The organism is Oceanobacillus locisalsi (genome assembly GCF_042675985.1).
GTDB classification, from domain to species: Bacteria; Bacillota; Bacilli; order Bacillales; family Amphibacillaceae; genus Oceanobacillus; species Oceanobacillus locisalsi.
On record NZ_JBHTKK010000003.1, the window covers coordinates 65,568 to 81,847 of the forward strand.

Annotated in this window: 19 protein-coding genes; 1 reads left to right on the forward strand and 18 read right to left on the reverse strand. The window is 39.9% G+C overall.

Annotated elements, in window-relative coordinates; translation table 11 throughout:
• Positions 1–114 precede the first annotated feature (114 nt).
• From ccsB to ACFQ19_RS04540, 9 genes are all read right to left on the reverse strand, one after another.
• Positions 115–1,305, reverse strand: coding sequence for a c-type cytochrome biogenesis protein CcsB (gene ccsB / locus ACFQ19_RS04500; RefSeq protein ID WP_379590879.1), 1,191 nt, complete (start codon positions 1,303–1,305; stop codon positions 115–117).
• A gap of 42 nt (positions 1,306–1,347) precedes the next feature.
• On the reverse strand, positions 1,348–2,997 hold the full coding sequence (locus ACFQ19_RS04505; protein ID WP_379590880.1) for a cytochrome c biogenesis protein ResB: 1,650 nt from the start codon (positions 2,995–2,997) through the stop codon (positions 1,348–1,350).
• A gap of 25 nt (positions 2,998–3,022) precedes the next feature.
• Complete coding sequence (gene resA / locus ACFQ19_RS04510; RefSeq protein ID WP_379590882.1) at positions 3,023–3,601, reverse strand: thiol-disulfide oxidoreductase ResA; 579 nt, start codon at positions 3,599–3,601, stop codon at positions 3,023–3,025.
• A 65-nt stretch (positions 3,602–3,666) separates the two neighbouring features.
• Positions 3,667–4,401: a pseudouridine synthase gene (locus ACFQ19_RS04515; protein ID WP_379590883.1), complete on the reverse strand. Its 735-nt coding sequence runs from the start codon at positions 4,399–4,401 to the stop codon at positions 3,667–3,669.
• A gap of 291 nt (positions 4,402–4,692) precedes the next feature.
• On the reverse strand, positions 4,693–5,223 hold the full coding sequence (locus ACFQ19_RS04520; protein WP_379590884.1) for a spore maturation protein: 531 nt from the start codon (positions 5,221–5,223) through the stop codon (positions 4,693–4,695).
• Complete coding sequence (locus ACFQ19_RS04525; RefSeq protein ID WP_379590886.1) at positions 5,223–5,813, reverse strand: nucleoside recognition domain-containing protein; 591 nt, start codon at positions 5,811–5,813, stop codon at positions 5,223–5,225. Before ACFQ19_RS04525 ends, ACFQ19_RS04520 begins: the two co-directional genes overlap by 1 nt.
• The gene (locus ACFQ19_RS04530; protein WP_379590887.1) at positions 5,806–6,834 is read right to left on the reverse strand and encodes a D-alanyl-D-alanine carboxypeptidase family protein; all 1,029 of its coding nucleotides are present in this window, start codon (positions 6,832–6,834) and stop codon (positions 5,806–5,808) included. The genes ACFQ19_RS04525 and ACFQ19_RS04530 overlap by 8 nt, the downstream gene beginning before the upstream one ends.
• A gap of 157 nt (positions 6,835–6,991) precedes the next feature.
• On the reverse strand, positions 6,992–7,567 hold the full coding sequence (gene scpB / locus ACFQ19_RS04535; protein ID WP_379590889.1) for an SMC-Scp complex subunit ScpB: 576 nt from the start codon (positions 7,565–7,567) through the stop codon (positions 6,992–6,994).
• A complete protein-coding gene (locus ACFQ19_RS04540) occupies positions 7,558–8,313 on the reverse strand; it encodes a segregation/condensation protein A (protein ID WP_379591072.1) in 756 nt (251 codons plus the stop codon). Before ACFQ19_RS04540 ends, scpB begins: the two co-directional genes overlap by 10 nt.
• A gap of 157 nt (positions 8,314–8,470) precedes the next feature.
• Between ACFQ19_RS04540 and ACFQ19_RS04545 the strand changes: the two genes are divergently transcribed.
• Positions 8,471–8,563: a YjcZ family sporulation protein gene (locus ACFQ19_RS04545; protein ID WP_077603073.1), complete on the forward strand. Its 93-nt coding sequence runs from the start codon at positions 8,471–8,473 to the stop codon at positions 8,561–8,563.
• 181 nt (positions 8,564–8,744) lie between these two features.
• On the opposite strand, the gene ACFQ19_RS04550 is transcribed toward ACFQ19_RS04545, so the two are convergent.
• The 9 genes from ACFQ19_RS04550 to spoIIAA form a co-directional block, all read right to left on the reverse strand.
• Positions 8,745–9,113 (reverse strand): GNAT family N-acetyltransferase, encoded by a 369-nt coding sequence (locus tag ACFQ19_RS04550; RefSeq protein ID WP_379590890.1) that lies wholly within the window; start codon positions 9,111–9,113, stop codon positions 8,745–8,747.
• 230 nt (positions 9,114–9,343) lie between these two features.
• Positions 9,344–9,775, reverse strand: coding sequence for a peptidylprolyl isomerase (locus ACFQ19_RS04555; protein ID WP_379590891.1), 432 nt, complete (start codon positions 9,773–9,775; stop codon positions 9,344–9,346).
• Positions 9,776–9,830: 55 nt separating this feature from the next.
• Positions 9,831–11,156, reverse strand: a complete 1,326-nt coding sequence (gene lysA / locus ACFQ19_RS04560; protein WP_379590892.1) for a diaminopimelate decarboxylase — start codon at positions 11,154–11,156, stop codon at positions 9,831–9,833.
• A gap of 168 nt (positions 11,157–11,324) precedes the next feature.
• The gene (locus tag ACFQ19_RS04565) at positions 11,325–12,797 is read right to left on the reverse strand and encodes a spore germination protein (RefSeq protein WP_379590894.1); all 1,473 of its coding nucleotides are present in this window, start codon (positions 12,795–12,797) and stop codon (positions 11,325–11,327) included.
• Positions 12,798–12,890: 93 nt separating this feature from the next.
• A complete protein-coding gene (locus ACFQ19_RS04570) occupies positions 12,891–13,319 on the reverse strand; it encodes a stage V sporulation protein AB (RefSeq protein ID WP_379590896.1) in 429 nt (142 codons plus the stop codon).
• Positions 13,297–13,914, reverse strand: a complete 618-nt coding sequence (locus ACFQ19_RS04575; RefSeq protein WP_379590897.1) for a stage V sporulation protein AA — start codon at positions 13,912–13,914, stop codon at positions 13,297–13,299. The genes ACFQ19_RS04570 and ACFQ19_RS04575 overlap by 23 nt, the downstream gene beginning before the upstream one ends.
• A gap of 749 nt (positions 13,915–14,663) precedes the next feature.
• A complete protein-coding gene (sigF, locus tag ACFQ19_RS04580; RefSeq protein ID WP_379590898.1) occupies positions 14,664–15,416 on the reverse strand; it encodes an RNA polymerase sporulation sigma factor SigF in 753 nt (250 codons plus the stop codon).
• Between the two features lie 10 nt (positions 15,417–15,426).
• Positions 15,427–15,867, reverse strand: a complete 441-nt coding sequence (spoIIAB, locus tag ACFQ19_RS04585; RefSeq protein ID WP_379590899.1) for an anti-sigma F factor — start codon at positions 15,865–15,867, stop codon at positions 15,427–15,429.
• Complete coding sequence (gene spoIIAA, locus ACFQ19_RS04590; RefSeq protein ID WP_379590900.1) at positions 15,864–16,217, reverse strand: anti-sigma F factor antagonist; 354 nt, start codon at positions 16,215–16,217, stop codon at positions 15,864–15,866. The genes spoIIAB and spoIIAA overlap by 4 nt, the downstream gene beginning before the upstream one ends.
• Positions 16,218–16,280: the final 63 nt, after the last annotated feature.

Genomic DNA, 16,280 nt, shown 5'->3' on the forward strand with positions numbered 1-16,280 from the left:
ACAAATACGTCAGCAGCCATAATGTTCTCATAGAAAAAAGAACTGCTACCAAATGGCTGATAACAATTCTTTTTTCATCATTAGCTATAAGCTGTCGGGTTTCGGCATTCCTATTTAAGCATAGGAGTGCAATCCGGCAAGTATCAAGTTTACTACAATCAGATTAAACATGATAATGGCAAATCCAACCACTGCCAGCCAGCCGGATTTTTCTCCGTGCCAGCCTCTGGAAAGGCGTAAATGCAGGAATGCCGCATAAAAGAGCCAGGTAATTAAAGCCCAGACTTCTTTTGGATCCCATCCCCAGAATCTGCCCCAGGCAATCTGAGCCCATATCGCTGCGAAAATGATGCCTCCCAGAGTGAAGACAGGGAAACCAATTGTAACAGAACGATACATAATCTCGTCCAGCATATCCGGTTTGACACCCTTAAGAAGCGGCTGCAACCTTTTTCCGATCCGCTTTCTGGAAATCAATAGAGCAATACCATAAATGATGGTTCCTCCAATAAATGACCAGATCACTGTATTTAATTTTCTTCCAGCTTCATCTCCTTGCATCCAATCCGGCGCTTCAAACCATGGAGACATGACATTTTCGGATAATAATGTACTATCGCCGGGAGCTGCAATCGGCGGAAGATGATATTCTGCTGTCATCTGCTGCGGCTCGCTTTCCACTTCAAAAGTAGCCTGATAGGAAAGAGAGTTAAAGATTGTTGTGACGGCAATGAATCCAATAAATAAGAAAATAAAATAAATAACTATCTCAAGCATAACATTTCGAAAAGAAATAACACTCTGGTCTATTTGGCGAATGAGATACATGATACCTGCCACAAAACTGATAAATAAAATCCCTTGCCCCAGCGCTACGGTTGTAACATGAATATGCAGCCAGTTGCTTTGTAAAGAAGGAACCAGCGGCTCTGCTTCTGTAGAAAACATACTTGCATACGCAATGATGATCGTAGCTAAAGGTAACGCAAATATTCCTAAAAATGCTGTCTTATAGTAAGCATAAATAATAATAAATGCCAGAATCATCGACATTCCCAAAAAGGTAGTAAACTCAAAAAGGTTACTTACAGGTGCATGACCAGTCATCATCCACCTTGAAATAAAGTAAACCAATTGGGAAATAAAACCAATGATTGTTATCACTAAACCAATACTTCCGGATTTTGTTTTCTGATGCCGCTCACTCTTATTTTGACGAATCGCTCCACCAAAGAAAAAAGTGGCAACTAAATATAAAAGAAAAGCAATGAGCAATGCTCCGTTGCTGATACTATTTAAATCCATTCCCTTACCTCCAATCCTCTCTTTACCATTTCATATTTCTGTTTATTCATCCAGTTCCTGCTGGTCTTCAACCATGGTAACATTGGTATCTTCAATAGCTTTTTCGATGTCCCGTTTGACGCCATACCAATTTTTATTTGTATGGGATGCTAAAAGGAGCGTATCGTCAGTTTGTTTATTAATCCAGATGCGACGATGCTGCCAGTACATTCCTTGAATGACACCGACCATAAATATCATTGCCCCGGCAAAAAAGAGCGGGAGGGTACGGTCAGAACTTACAGTAATGCCGCTGACATCTCTGAATTCTACATCATCAATTGCCACATTGTATTGATTTTCTCCTGTCGCATCAATGTTCATGCCGATTCCAAGGAAGCTGACTTCTCCTTCATCCGAACCTGGAGGGTATACCGTTACAACAAAGGCTGGATTTCTCGGGAAATTTGTTTCCGAAGCAGGTTCTCCCTCTTCGGTCATCACATAATCCGGATAATAGTTCGTTAACTCTACCTCAAAACCATTGTCCAGTTCATAAACGGATTCCGGATTGGTTAAATCGATGGTGAAAGAGCCTAATGATTCCTCATCCTCGTCCGCATTTTCATGAATATAAAAAGTCATGCTGTCGAATTCATCCTGCTGGAATCCTTGTTGATATAATGTATATCTATCAAACTTAGCCGGATTGTTCATTTGAATCGATTCTTCTAATATTGGCTCCAGATCTGGTTCTGCTCCGACAACATCGGCGTTCTGAGCTTCATAGATAACAACATCTGTCTGGAAATTACTTGCAATTTCCTCTTCATCTAATGGACCTTCTGCTTCAGATTCCTGTCCTTCTTCCTCATCATACGTTTCCATGATAAAATCTTGATTTTCTATGTAGTACTGGTTATCGGTACCGGGAATACTTCTTGTTTCCCCCTCACGGACCCACATGTATTCTTCAGTAAACATAAGCGGTGTAGTACGTAAAATAGCAGCAATTAATATAATAATAAGACCAATGTGGTTGACATAAGGTCCCCACCGCGAAAACCGACCTTTCTCTGCCAGTATATGTCCATTTTCTTCCGTGATTTTATACCTTGACTTTCTTAAACTTTTAACCAATTTATCTACATCTGCGTCAGTCACATCTGGTGATTCACTATATAAACGCTGTCTGGATAAAAATTTCTTATGTTTTTTAGGTTTCTGGTTTTTTAGTGCCCGATAAAGCGGGACAAAGCGGTCCAGGCTGGCTATCACCAGCGATATACCTATTAAAGCAATTAAAGTAATAAACCAAACAGAGCTATACATATGGTGAAACCCGAGCTGATAATACATCAATCCAAAAATACCATACGTTTCTTCATAAAAGATGGCCGGATCTCTTGATACGGCATCCTGTGGTATAAATTGTTCCTGCGGGAGAATCGTTCCAAAGATAGAGGCGATTAAAGCTAAAACAATCAGCCATACGCCTACTTTCACAGAGGAGAAGAAACTCCAGATTTTATCGATTATCGATTTCTGATGAATTTGTGAGCGACGGGCACTGCCGTCATAACGCATGTTTAACAGTTTTTTATTATCATTTCCGTCAATAAATTGGTTTCCTTCTACAGGTTTTCCACAAGCTTCACATAACACAGTACCCTCGGGATTAACGTGTCCGCATTCACACTTTATTTTACTCATTGTCTGCCCCCATTCTTACGGATCATCATGATGCATTTGGTGTTATATCATCCAGATGCCCCTCTAATTTATCTAATGTTAGAGCTCCTTGGACAACTTCATTTATGGTTCCGTCCGGGTTAATAAAATAAGTAGTCGGCATCGGCCGGATCTTGTATAAGTCCCTGACATCCGCATTTATGTCCTGAGGAATCGCAAAAGTCAATCCATACTGGTCTATAAAATTATCAATTACTAATTCCGTACTGTCCAGACTGACCGCTACAATTTCAACACCTTTGTCTTTATACTCCGGGTATAAATCCTGCATATATGGCATTTCCTCTTCACATGGTCCGCACCATGTCGCCCAAAAATTAAGCATAACCCCTTTTCCTTCCAAATCGCTCAGCTGTGTAACATCCGCATCGTGTGCATCGTTTACTTGTTGCAGTTGAAAGTCAGGAGCAGTATCACCCGCGCGATATATCTCATCTTCATCTTTTGAATTTGAAAATAGCACAAATATGACTGCGCCGACCAGAACAGCTAAAATAGAGGAACGAAAAATGAGGCGCTTTCGTTTCTTTTTTTGTTTTTGCAGGTCTTTTTCTTCTTTATTCATGATGGCCCCATCCCCTTTCCAACACATTATAACATTGACTAAAGCGTTTAAATTTGAATATTATCTTACAATTTTGCAGACATATCTCGAAGTTGGTTGACTTCTTTTGGCGTAAGTGCTCTATATTCCCCCGCATTCAATCCATGTAAAGTTAATACGCCGTATTGTTCCCGTTTCAGTTTGATGACAGGGAGATCGATTGCCTCAAACATTCTGCGCACTTGTCTGTTTTTTCCTTCATGCAATGTTAATGCAATAATCGATGTATTCTTTTTTTTATCACTGGAAAGGATATGCGCATGATCCGCTTTTAATCTTTCCCCATCAGACAAGACGCCTTTTCGGAATTTGGACAACTCTTTTCTATGCGGAATACCTTTCACTTTCGCAACATATACTTTATTAACTTCTTTACTGGGATGCATCAGTTGGTTGGCAAATTCCCCGTCATTTGTTAAAAGAAGTATCCCAGAGGTATCGTAATCCAGTCTGCCGATTGGGAAAACCCGTTCGCTGACTCCCGGAAGATAATCTGTCACTACTTTCCTGTCTTTATCATCTTTAACACTGGAAATCACTCCGCGGGGTTTATATAACAGATAATATACAAATGCCTCTTTTTCAATCGGAACACCGTCCACTTCCACTTTATCATCAGAGGTAACTTTTACTCCCATTTCTGTTACTGTCTTATTGTTTACTTTGACTTTTCCGTCCGAAATAAGCTGTTCAGCCTTTCTTCTGGACGTCAGTCCGCTTTGGGCTATAACCTTTTGTAATCTTTCTTCATGCTTCGACATATGAATCTCCTGTTCTTTATTTATTTTGCTATTTCATCGCTGCTTTCCTTTACCCACCTTATTTTACCACGGTGTATTCTGCAGTAAAACTCCTTCCCTTAAAAAGGCTAGAATAACTGTCACCTTCATGCACGGCATTTCAACCTGCAAGAAGCGCTGATACGATTTCATTTTTGCACAATAAGAAAGCCTATGATGCGATATGATTTTCATCTATCTACATCATAGCCTTATTTTGCATGTTGGGAAAGGATAATATTTTCAGAGAAAATGTTTTCTGTTATATCCATTTTACCCGAACATTATTGTAACAAGAAATACAGCTGCAAGTATAGCTATTATATCAGCTAATAATCCTGCCTGCAGTGCATAGCGTATTTTTTTGACACCAATTGCGCCGAAATAGATGGTTAAGACATACAAAGTGGTATCCGTACTTCCTTGCATGACGGAAGCAATCGTTCCGATAAAAGAGTCCGGTCCGTAAGTTGCGATAATTTCCGTTGTCATTCCTAATGCTGCTGTACCGGAAATTGGCCGGATAAGCGCAAGTGGTAAAACTTCTGCCGGAAATCCGATAAAATCCAGCACAGGCGCTAATACATTAACAAAAGCATCTAAAGCACCGGAACTGCGTAATATCGAAATAGCTGTAATCATTCCTACTAAAAAAGGCAGTAAAGAAATAGCTGTTTTTACGCCTTCTTTTCCTCCTTCTACGAACAAATCATATGCAGGTAATCTCCGGATACTTGCTGCTATCATAATAATTAAAATAAAACAAGGTATCATCCAGATACTGAGTGCACTCATAAACGCCATTATGATTTCCTCCACGTACTTTTAAAGTGAAAAAATCGGTCAATAGCCAGTCCGGCAATAGTACCTATACATGTAACCAATAAAGTCGCGCCAACAATTTCTGTGGGAGAAACAGACTCATATTGCATTCTAATACCAATGACGGTGGTAGGAATCAAGGTTAGCCCGGTTGTATTTAAAACAAGAAATGTGATCATCGAACGGGAAGCTTTGTCAGAATCGTTATTAAGCTTTTTCATTTCCTCCATTGCTTTTATTCCTAAGGGGGTGGCTGCATTTCCCAGACCAAACATATTCGCTGTTAAATTAGATAGAATATACCCGAGGGCCGGATGATCTTTTGGTATCTCCGGGAATATTTTCGTAATAATTGGACGAAAAAGCTTGGCGAGCCCCCGTAAAATACCTGCTTCCTCGGCAATGCGCATCATCCCCAGCCAAAAAACCAAAATGCTGATTAATCCGATAGCCAGGGTGACTGCTTGGGCTGCACTTTCAAAAATGGCTTCGTTTACTGCTTCCATATTCCCTGAAAACATGGCATATATAATCCCGATCAGCGCCATAGCAATCCAGATCCAATTAATCATCTGTATCCCACCTTAGAATGGAATGAAACACACGGGCTGCGTTATCCAACAAATCAGCGTCATGATGTACACCTGAGGCTGTCTTACTTGCCTGGAATGCTGGAAGGTTTTGTTTAAGATACACATCTTCTACCCAATTGTCCTGCTTATCTTTATAAAGAGGCACTCGAACGGTGTTTTCAGATGTCTCCTTATTGGTTACAGCATTGCCATCCTGATTGACTTCTGTCATTTCAAACTGTTCAAATCCCCACTCAAACATGGAAATATGATCCTGCCAATCGTCCGGCGCATCCAAAGTCACAGCGATTAATTCCATCCCGTCTTTTTCAGCGGTCGTAATCAGTGTTCTTCCTGTCTGCTTTGTATAACCGGTTTTGCCGCCGGTACAGTATTCATAAAAATATGTCAAAAGCTTATTTTTATTACGCCAATGATAAGAACGGTTATCAGATAAATAGCTTTCCGATCCGCTTATTTCCTGAAAGATTGGGTTTTCCATTGCATATTGCATGAGAATCGCCATATCATGGGCGCTGGAATAGTGCGTGTCCGAATCCAGACCATGCGGATTATCAAAATGTGTATGTTCCATTCCGAGCCATTCCGCCTTTTGATTCATTAAATAAACAAAACCTTCTTCACTGCCGCCGACGTGCTCGGCAATTGCTACAGCTGCATCATTCCCCGACCGCAGCATCAGACCGTACACTAAATCACTTAATGTCATTTTTTCTCCTTGTTCCAAATAAATCGACGAACCTTCTGTATAAATCGCATTTCTGGAAATAGTCGCTTCTTCCTCCATTTTCTCGGACTCCACGGCGATAATTGCTGTCATTATTTTTGTAATACTTGCTATCGACGCTTCTTCCTCCGCATTTTTTTCGAATAATACTCTGCCGGAAGACTGCTCCATCAAAATGGCATGCTGTGCAGAAACATCGACCTCAGCATGTCCATGTGCCGGAAATGACAAAAAAATAAAGATAATCATAACTGCCCGTAATACATAACGCATCCGCTTGGCTCCTCTCACAAATTACAGCTTTACTTCTGTAAGCCAGTCGCTTTCATACTTCCTGATTTATTTATATGTGTGAAACAAGCTATTATGTATCTTATCCATCAAAAAAGACCTTATAGATAAGCTGCAATTACTTATCTATAAGGTCTTTTTATTCATCCTGGAACCGGTCGAAAAATAAATCAACATCGGATGTATCTGTTTCTGTATCGAAGGAACTTTCTAATTCCGGCAGCTCCTCCAGTGTGGATAAACCGAAGAAGGTAAGAAACTCTTTGGTTGTTCTAAAAAGGGTTGGACGCCCGACTGTTTCTTTTTTGCCGCATTCTTCCACCAACATTCGGGAAACTAATGTCTGCAGCGGTCTTTCACTGCGGACACCGCGAATTTCATCAATCTCCGTCCGTGTTATCGGCTGCTGATAAGCAACGATGGCCAGTGTTTCCAATGCCGCCTGTGACATTCTGTTCGGTTTTGGCTGGATAACCCATTTCTTAAAAAATGCATTGTGATCCGGTTTGGTTGTTAAACTGAGCATCCCGTTCGCATCGAGAATCATGAATCCACGATGCTGTTCTTTATAATCTGTCTGAAGGTCGTTCACAATATGACGGACTTCATCTAAAGAAATATCAAGTACATTCCCGAGCTCATTTACCGTTATTCCTTCGTCTCCGGCAGCAAATAACAGGCCTTCTGCAACCCCTTTTAAATAATCTAATTCCACGATGACTCCTCCATGTTATAAACATATAATTCTTCAAAATGATTTTCTTGCATTGCGTATACTTCTCTTTTTTTCATTAACTCCAAAATAGCTACAAAGGTCGAAACAATATATGATTTTGTGGCATCAGGAAACAGCGCATGGAAAGGAACGCCGGTTTTACTGCTTTTAACTTGCTGGAGGACATCTTCCATCCGTTTTTCTATCGGAATGTCCTTTCGTTGAATAACGGTATCCTGCGGCTCTTTCCATTGATTTCTCTGCATCATCTTTTTTAGAGCGTGAACCATATCGAAAATAGATGCGTTTCCTGCATTTGCATCTTCAGGCAGTACATCTTCAAATTCAAAAACGACAGGGGAACGTGTATAAACTTGCTGCTCATTCGCTTCTTTTTCTTTTAGCGCTTCTGCTGCTTCTTTATATTTCCGGTATTCAATTAAACGCTGCATCAGTTCTTCACGCGGATCCTCCATATACGCTTCATCCATCTCTTCCTCTTCCAACTCCTGTTTAGGAAGAAGCATCTGGCTTTTGATCGCCAGCAGGGTAGACGCCATCACCAAATATTCGCTGGCGATGTTTAATTCCAGGTGTTGCATTGTATGAATATAATCCATATACTGTTGTGTAATTTGAGCCACCGGAATATCATAAATGTCGATTTCATATTGATTTATCAAATGAAGCAACAAATCCAACGGACCTTCAAATTTTTCTAATTTCACTTCATATCCTTGAATCATCGCTGTCATTCCTCTCAAGCTTACTAAAAAATGTGCCGGTTCTTTCAAAAAAATTAGCAAGAGCCCATACACTCTTTGCTCATCTTACATAAGTTATAACGTAATATAAATGTTAGCACAAAACATTTATGGACTGAACTAAAAAGGAGGAAATAAAATGAGTGGTTATTCTGGTGGTTATGCAGGTGGATTTGCTTTAATCGTTGTACTATTTATTTTATTAGTAATTGTAGGAGCAGCTTGGTTCTAAAATTGATTTCAAATAAAGCAATAGGTCATTCAGCGGGGATTATTCCCTTCCTGAATGGCGGTTGAACCAACCGGGCTGTTTTACTGGATGTTTGACCTTTCGATAACGATTTTATGGAAGGCATACAGACGGTCACGCTGCGATAAATAGATAATAGCAACGAATGAAAAGCCAACCCGTATCAGGGTTGGCTTTTATAATCATCCTTTGCTTTCTCGTAAAAGGCTTTAACTCTTTCAGAAGGTACAATCTCGTATTTATTGGAATAAATACGATGTATTTCTGCAATCATTCGTGAACCGATTCCCTGATCTCTATGAGAAGGATTCACAGTAAGGTGGTTAATAACCAATTGATTGTCACTCACAATTTGTACGCCTATTGCTCCGAGAACATCATCGCCTTCTTTCCACAAATGTAAATGCGACTGGTCGTTTTCTTCATATTCCCGTATGGTTTCCTGCAGTTTTTTTACGTCTTTTTCCTCAGGCATAAATGAAAGTAAACCCATAGCAATTTTCTCTAAGTTTCTTTTAAAGCGAATTAACATAATTACCCCTCATTAAATTCTTGTATGGTAATCCTCTTAAATTTTAATCAGTATTTACTTTGAAAGTATAACGCATTTCCAATATACTGAAAAGCATCATTTTAAAATTTAAGTAAAACAATGATGACAGAAAAAGAAAGCCTCTCCAAAGAATGTTGTTTCGTTTTTATTCAAAAGTAAGCAGCAAAGTCTTTACACGGAATGTTTACAGAAGTTGCTTCCGGATAAAATTAGCCTTCTACGCGTATTTCTTTCATGACATCGCCATTAGACATTGCTTTGGCATGTTCAACACCGGATGTTACTTGTCCAAAAACTGTGTGCACCCCGTCTAAATGAGGCTGTGGTTCATGTACTACAAAAAATTGGCAGCTTCCCGTATCTTTTCCTGCGTGAGCCATTGATAAAGAACCTTCCTTATGCTTATGCGGGTTTCCTTCTGTTTCACATTTGATTGTATATCCTGCAGAACCTGTACCATTACCGACCGGACAGCCTCCTTGGCTGACAAAGCCGGGAATGACACGGTGGAAGGTCAATCCATCATAAAACTTGTCATTCGCTAATTTTTCAAAGTTAGCTACTGTTCCCGGTGCTTCATTTGGATATAATTCAAATTCAAGTTTATTTCCATTTTCCATTTCGATATAACCTTTTTTCATTTCGGCAAAATCTCCTTCTAAAAACAATTATACTTTATTTTACCACTTATTCAGCTCAAGTAAAGCTCTTTATTTCGTCATAGGATAAGTCATTTTTAACAATATCCTGATACGTTTCTCTTTTAACAACAAGATGATCCTGTCCATCTTCAATAAAAACAACGGCAGGTTTGGTCAAACGATTATAGTGGCTGGCCATCGAATAATTGTAAGCACCTGTGGAGAATACTGCCAATATATCTTTATCTTCAATATATGGCACCGGTAAGTCCCAAATCAGCATATCCCCCGATTCACAACATTTTCCGGCTATCGAAACTTCCTTCTCTGTTCTTGCTTCTGGACGATTGGCAATGACTGCATCATATTTGGACTGATATAGTGCTGGGCGGATATTATCTGTCATTCCGCCATCAACCGAATAGTACTCTCTGACACCAGGGATATTTTTGTGCGCCCCAATTGTATATAGCGTAACCCCTGCGTCACCTACAATAGTTCGTCCCGGCTCAATCCAGATTTCCGGAAACTGCATGTTATATTTATAGCAATTTTCTTTCACACCCTGAATCATGTCTTTTACATATTCTCCTGGCGGAAGCGGTTTATCTTCTTCTGTATAACGGATACCGAAGCCTCCGCCCAGATTGATTATATCGGATTCAAATTGATATTTCTGTTTCCATTCTTCTAACACGGCAAAAAGTATATCCGTCGCTGCACGGAAACCATCTGTTTCAAATATTTGAGAACCAATGTGACAGTGCAGACCTTTCATATGCATTCTGGGATGGCCGAGCACTTTTTTCAAAGCAGCTTCTGCTTGCCCATTTTGCAAATCGAGTCCGAATTTAGAATCTTCATTGCCGGTCATAATATATCTGTGTGTTTCTGATTCCACACCCGGCGTTACCCTAAATAGCACGTCCATTGTTTTATTTTGTTTCAACAGTTCCTGATCTAATAATTCCATATCATGAAAATTATCAATCACGACACAGCCAATGTCATGTTCTACTGCCATCGCAATTTCCGCTTCATTTTTATTATTCCCATGCATATGGATTTTTTCAGTTGGAAAGTCTGCCTGAAGCGCAGTATATAATTCCCCTTCCGAAATAACATCCAAGCATAACCCTTCTTGTTTGGCGACCTGGAGCATAGCAATTGTTGAAAAAGCCTTGCTGGCATAGGCAACCTTTCCAGTAACTCCAGCATCATGAAATGCTTGAACAAACGCTCTGGCACGATTACGGATCATTTCCACATCATAGACATATAAAGGTGTCCCGTATTTTTCTGCTAATTCGATGGTGTCCACACCGCCGATTTCTAAATGTCCCTTTGTATTCACGTTAAAGGGGTGTGCGTCAAGTATCATTCATTTTCCCCCATTACTCTAAAATAATAAAAACACTTTATCATAATAATGCGAAGAATGAAAGCATAATACAATGTTCCGTGGACGCCTCTTCTCTTTCACCGAAAAAGGCGCTGCTGGGTTCGGGATCATATGCTTGCATTTTTATTGCTCTTTGGCAATGTCTGATTAAGGACGGCGATAATTATTGCGCGGGTGTACGATACTCGGACGGTGTTTTGCATACGGTGTAGGCATACGCAACAGTATATGTGTCATTGCTTTAAAATTAAATGGCAGCAGCGGCCACATATAAGGTGTTTTTAAAGACCGGATTTGGACTAGAAAGAAAATATATAGTGTAATGCCGATCATATACCCTGGGAAACCGAAAAAGCCCACAGATAGAACAAGAAGAATGGTTACGACTTTATTGGCGACACTCAGCTCATAACTCGGTGTAACATAGTTTCCGATAGATGCCGTTGATATATATAAAATAACCTCTGGGGAAAACAAACCGACTTCAATCGCTATTTCTCCAATCAGTACCGCTGCAATTAACCCCATTGCTGTTGATAAAGGAGTCGGGGTATGTATTGCTGCCATTCTTAAAAATTCAATCCCAATGGTCGCAATAAGAATCTGGACAGTAATCGGTACATTCCCCTCATCATTCGGGCCGATAAAACTCAATTGATCCGGCAATAACGACGGTTCTACAGCAAATAACAACCATGTCGGCAACAAAAATAAAGCTGCAAATACCGCCAGGAACCGGATAAACCGGATACATGTACCAATTGCGGGAACTTGCCGGAATTCTTCCGCATGCTGCATATGATGAAAATACGTTGTCGGCATAATAATAGCACTTGGGGATGTATCGACAAAGATAATGACATGGCCTTCTAATAAATGACTGGCAGCCACATCTGGTCTTTCTGTATATCGTACCAAAGGGTAAATATTCCATTTTTTAACCATTAAAAATTCTTCCAATGATTTATCTGTCATTGAAATGCCGTCTATTTCAATTTTTTCTATCAGATCTTTTATATATTTCACTAAATCCGGGTTCGCTACATCCTCCACATAAGTAAGACAAACATCCGTTTTGGAGCGTTCCCCTACTTTCAACATGACATTACGTAAATTTTCATCACGCAGTCGTCTTCTAGTGAGCGCTGTATTCTCTACAATATTTTCTGTATAGCCATCTCTGGACCCGCGAATAACTTTTTCGGTATCCGGCTCTTCCGGCGTTCTTCCCGGATAATTACGCACATCAATAATTTGGGCATAATCTTTCCCGTCAATAAATACAGCAATCAGACCGCTCAAAATTTCGTCAATAGCTTCGTCCATGGTGTTTACATGTTCTACCTGCTGATGGACCAGTCTATTTTCAATGATTTCTCCAATCTTTTTACTTTCCGATTCATTATCATTGATTTCAATCAATATTTTTAAAACTTCTTGTATAACAGATGTATCACATAAACCGGTCACATAATAAAGCTGGATTCGGTGACCTAAAATCACTAATTCCCTATATCCTAAATCCCAGGATTTATCTAGACCTATTTTCTTTTTCATATATGCATGCGTATCTTCAATATGTTGAGAAATAGAAGTTTTCTTTTTCTTATCTGTCTGCATGTGATCACCTTCTGTTTATTGGCTTATATTAAAAACAGATGACGTACTCCGTCATTGTTTTCGTGCCGCAAATTTTGAAATGGCTGGTGCTTTTTAACGGACAAAATAAACCCATTGAAACAAGGAACCAAACACCTTGCCCAGCATCAATGCCATCATAAATAATATAACGTAATCTTTCATTCCTATTCTCCGGGTAAGAATAGGAAACACATTTAATACTTCTGTTAAAGCAGCGGCAAGCATACCATTGAAAATACCGTGTAATGTTCCCCATAGAATTAACGCAATGATGGATTGCGATGTCGCAACAGGAGTGAATGAAAAATATGCGCCAGCCAGCATTCCAATCGTCACAGAAGCACCATAAGCTTTAATATACTTCTCCGTCTTGCTTAATTGAATCAGCCTCGGAATAATCCCTAATACCGTAATAAATGCAACAAAACCTGCACCAACCGCAATGCCGCTGCTGAAACCGATAAAAATTTGCAGGGCTTTAAGAAGAATTTCTAGGATCATTCAGTTCATTTTCCATCGTATTAATATAGTGCTGCAGGTCCTGTTGGTAATTAAAGATTTCAACTTCTAACGGACTTGGTTCTTCATTAAACCGCTTTTTGAACCAGTGGTTGAAAAAAAGAATTGTTCCTACGCCAAGCCCTAAAGAATAGGGAATCTGAATCCACAACGGATAATCATTTTCTACACCGGTCAAAATATAATGCAGCTTTTGCTGAACAGGCTGCATGCTGACGTCATAATGAAAATTCATAATTGTCATTGCCGATCCGACAAAGAGAAGTAACCATACAAACGTAATTATGACGGGGTGAGGCGGTTTTTTTCGCGGTTCAATTTGTACCAGGGTCTGCTCCGGGCCAAGTAATTGAAATTCCAAATTCGGGTATTCTTTCGTAAGATAATCAATCACTAAAAAGCTGTCGATGACTAGAATACTTTTATCTTTTTTGGATAATCGGTATATTGGTGTTTTTTCCAGCGCTTTCTTTTGATTGGCATGCGTGGATATATAAGCGATATCTTGCAGTTTAAGCTCTTGCCACTGTTCAAGAATGATTTTTTTTCGCAATCTTAAATAAACCATCTCTGTCATACCCATCACACCCTTATCTTTTATTTTCTTCTTTATTCAACTTTCGCACTTAAGAATAAGCGTATAAACCTTGCTGTTCCAGGATGAACAGGATATGGTATATAGCTTCCGCTCCGGTCAAGCCCTACGCTTTCCATGGGGTCGGCTTCAGCTAACTTGAAAAGAAAACCGCTTTTCAAGTGGATCTTCAGCTCGCCCTGCGATGCACAACTCTTTTCGATGGGGCGAGTAATCGCAACCCCAGGAGTCACGCTTTTAGCCTGCAAACCACTTAGGAGTCTCCGTGGTTGGCCTGCGCTCTAATAGGCTTCTACAGCGCATGGAAGAAATAATATCCAAATGAAGTTAAATGATTTTATTTGTTCAACTATTTCATGTATCGAATATCCTGCTAGCGGAGGCGGACCGTTTTGACTCCTGAGGGATCAGCACCATCTGAAGATCCACTTTTGCTAAGTGCTCTTCTTGGCAAAAGTTAGCTGAAGAGCGTGCCCCTAGGAAAGCAAAACGGTCCGCCGCAGCGGTCGCCTTACACTTCACCTTCTCATCTTCAGCTGTATGGAAGAAACGATCACCCCTTGTCCCTATGGCAAGAAAGTTACTGTTAAAGTACGAAAGTTGAGTTCTTTAGATAGTATTTGTTAAAAGAAAACAAATTATAAGCCTGAAATAGAAAACAGCTGGTTAAAATATGGTTTTAGACAAAACAAAAAGCTTATCTGTGTTATACACACAAATAAGCTCTCATCCTATCCTGCATCCATATTTTTCTTCATATCTTCTAAAATCTTTTTCTCAAGTCTGGATACCTGTACTTGAGAAATTCCAAGTCTTTCTGCTACTTCTGTTTGTGTCTGATCTTTATAATAACGTAAGTAAATAATTAACCTTTCCCGTTCAGTAAGAGATCGGACAGCTTCTTGAATAGATAATTTTTCAAACCACCGGGAATCCTGTTCGGCAATTTGATCCAGCAAAGTGATGGAGTCTCCGTCACTTTCATAGACAGTTTCATGAATAGATTGAGGTGATTTGGCAGCCTCTTGGGCATGCACAACTTCTTCTGGTTCCAGTTCTAACGCTTCTGCCAGTTCATTAACAGATGGTGAACGACCTAAATCTTTCGCCATTTCTTCCCTTTTACGGCGGATTTTATTTCCCATTTCCTTTAAAGACCTGCTGACCTTTACACTGCCATCATCTCGGATAAAACGTTGGATTTCACCAATAATCATTGGAACAGCATAGGTAGAAAATTTCACATTATAGGACAAATCAAATTTATCTACTGCTTTGATCAGCCCGATGCTTCCAATTTGAAATAAGTCGTCCGGATCATACCCCCGGTTGACAAATCGTTGAACGACAGACCAGACAAGCCGGACATTTCGGCGGATAAGCTCTTCCCTTGCTTCAATGTCCCCTGATTGGCTTAATCGGATCATTTTCTTTACCTGCTCATTGGAAAGCTGCTCTCTTTCCTCCGTTTTGTGAATATTCACGACAGCAATCCTAATTATAAACCTTTTTTGAGTTGGATAATTGTTTTTTCATATAAACGGAAGTCCCTTTTTCAGGAGCAGAAATGACTTCCACGGCGTCCATGAAATTTTCAATAATCGTAAAACCCATGCCGGACCGTTCCATTTCCGGTTTTGATGTGAATAAAGGTTCCCTTGCTTCATCAATGTTTCCAATACCTTGTCCCTCATCACGGATGGTCAATTCTATCTCCCCGTCAAATAACACACAGTCAATATGAACTTTATGATGCGGTTCGCTGCCATAACCGTGAATAATAGCATTCGTTACTGCTTCGGAGACAACGGTCTTAATTTCTGTTAATTCTTCCATTGTAGGATCCAGCTGTGTGATAAAAGATGCGACGGCTACCCTGGCAAAAGCTTCATTTTCGCTGATACTTGAAAAAGAAAAAGACATTTCATTTTTCATGATGTCACCCCCAACCCTTGAAGTGCACGTTCTTCATTTTCCTCTAAACGGATAATCTTAAAAAAGCCTGACATATCAAAAAGACGATGCAGTGAAGGAGCTACAGAACAAAGCACCATCTCTCCTCCTAATTGTACAACCTCTTTATAACGTCCCAGTACAACACCTAATCCGGAGCTGTCCATGAAACTGATTCCTTTTAGATTTAAGATGATATGTTTAATGGAATGCATGTAAATCCAGTCCTTCCATGCATCCCTTAAACCTTCTGCTTCATGGTGGTCCAATTCTCCTTCCATACGTACAATCAGCACATCGCCTCTTACTTCAAATTCAGTCTGTAAACTCATGTGCAATGTTCCTCCTCTTTGTTGTGAAATAGTTGCCTTTGCTTAATTTATTCTCGATGCAAA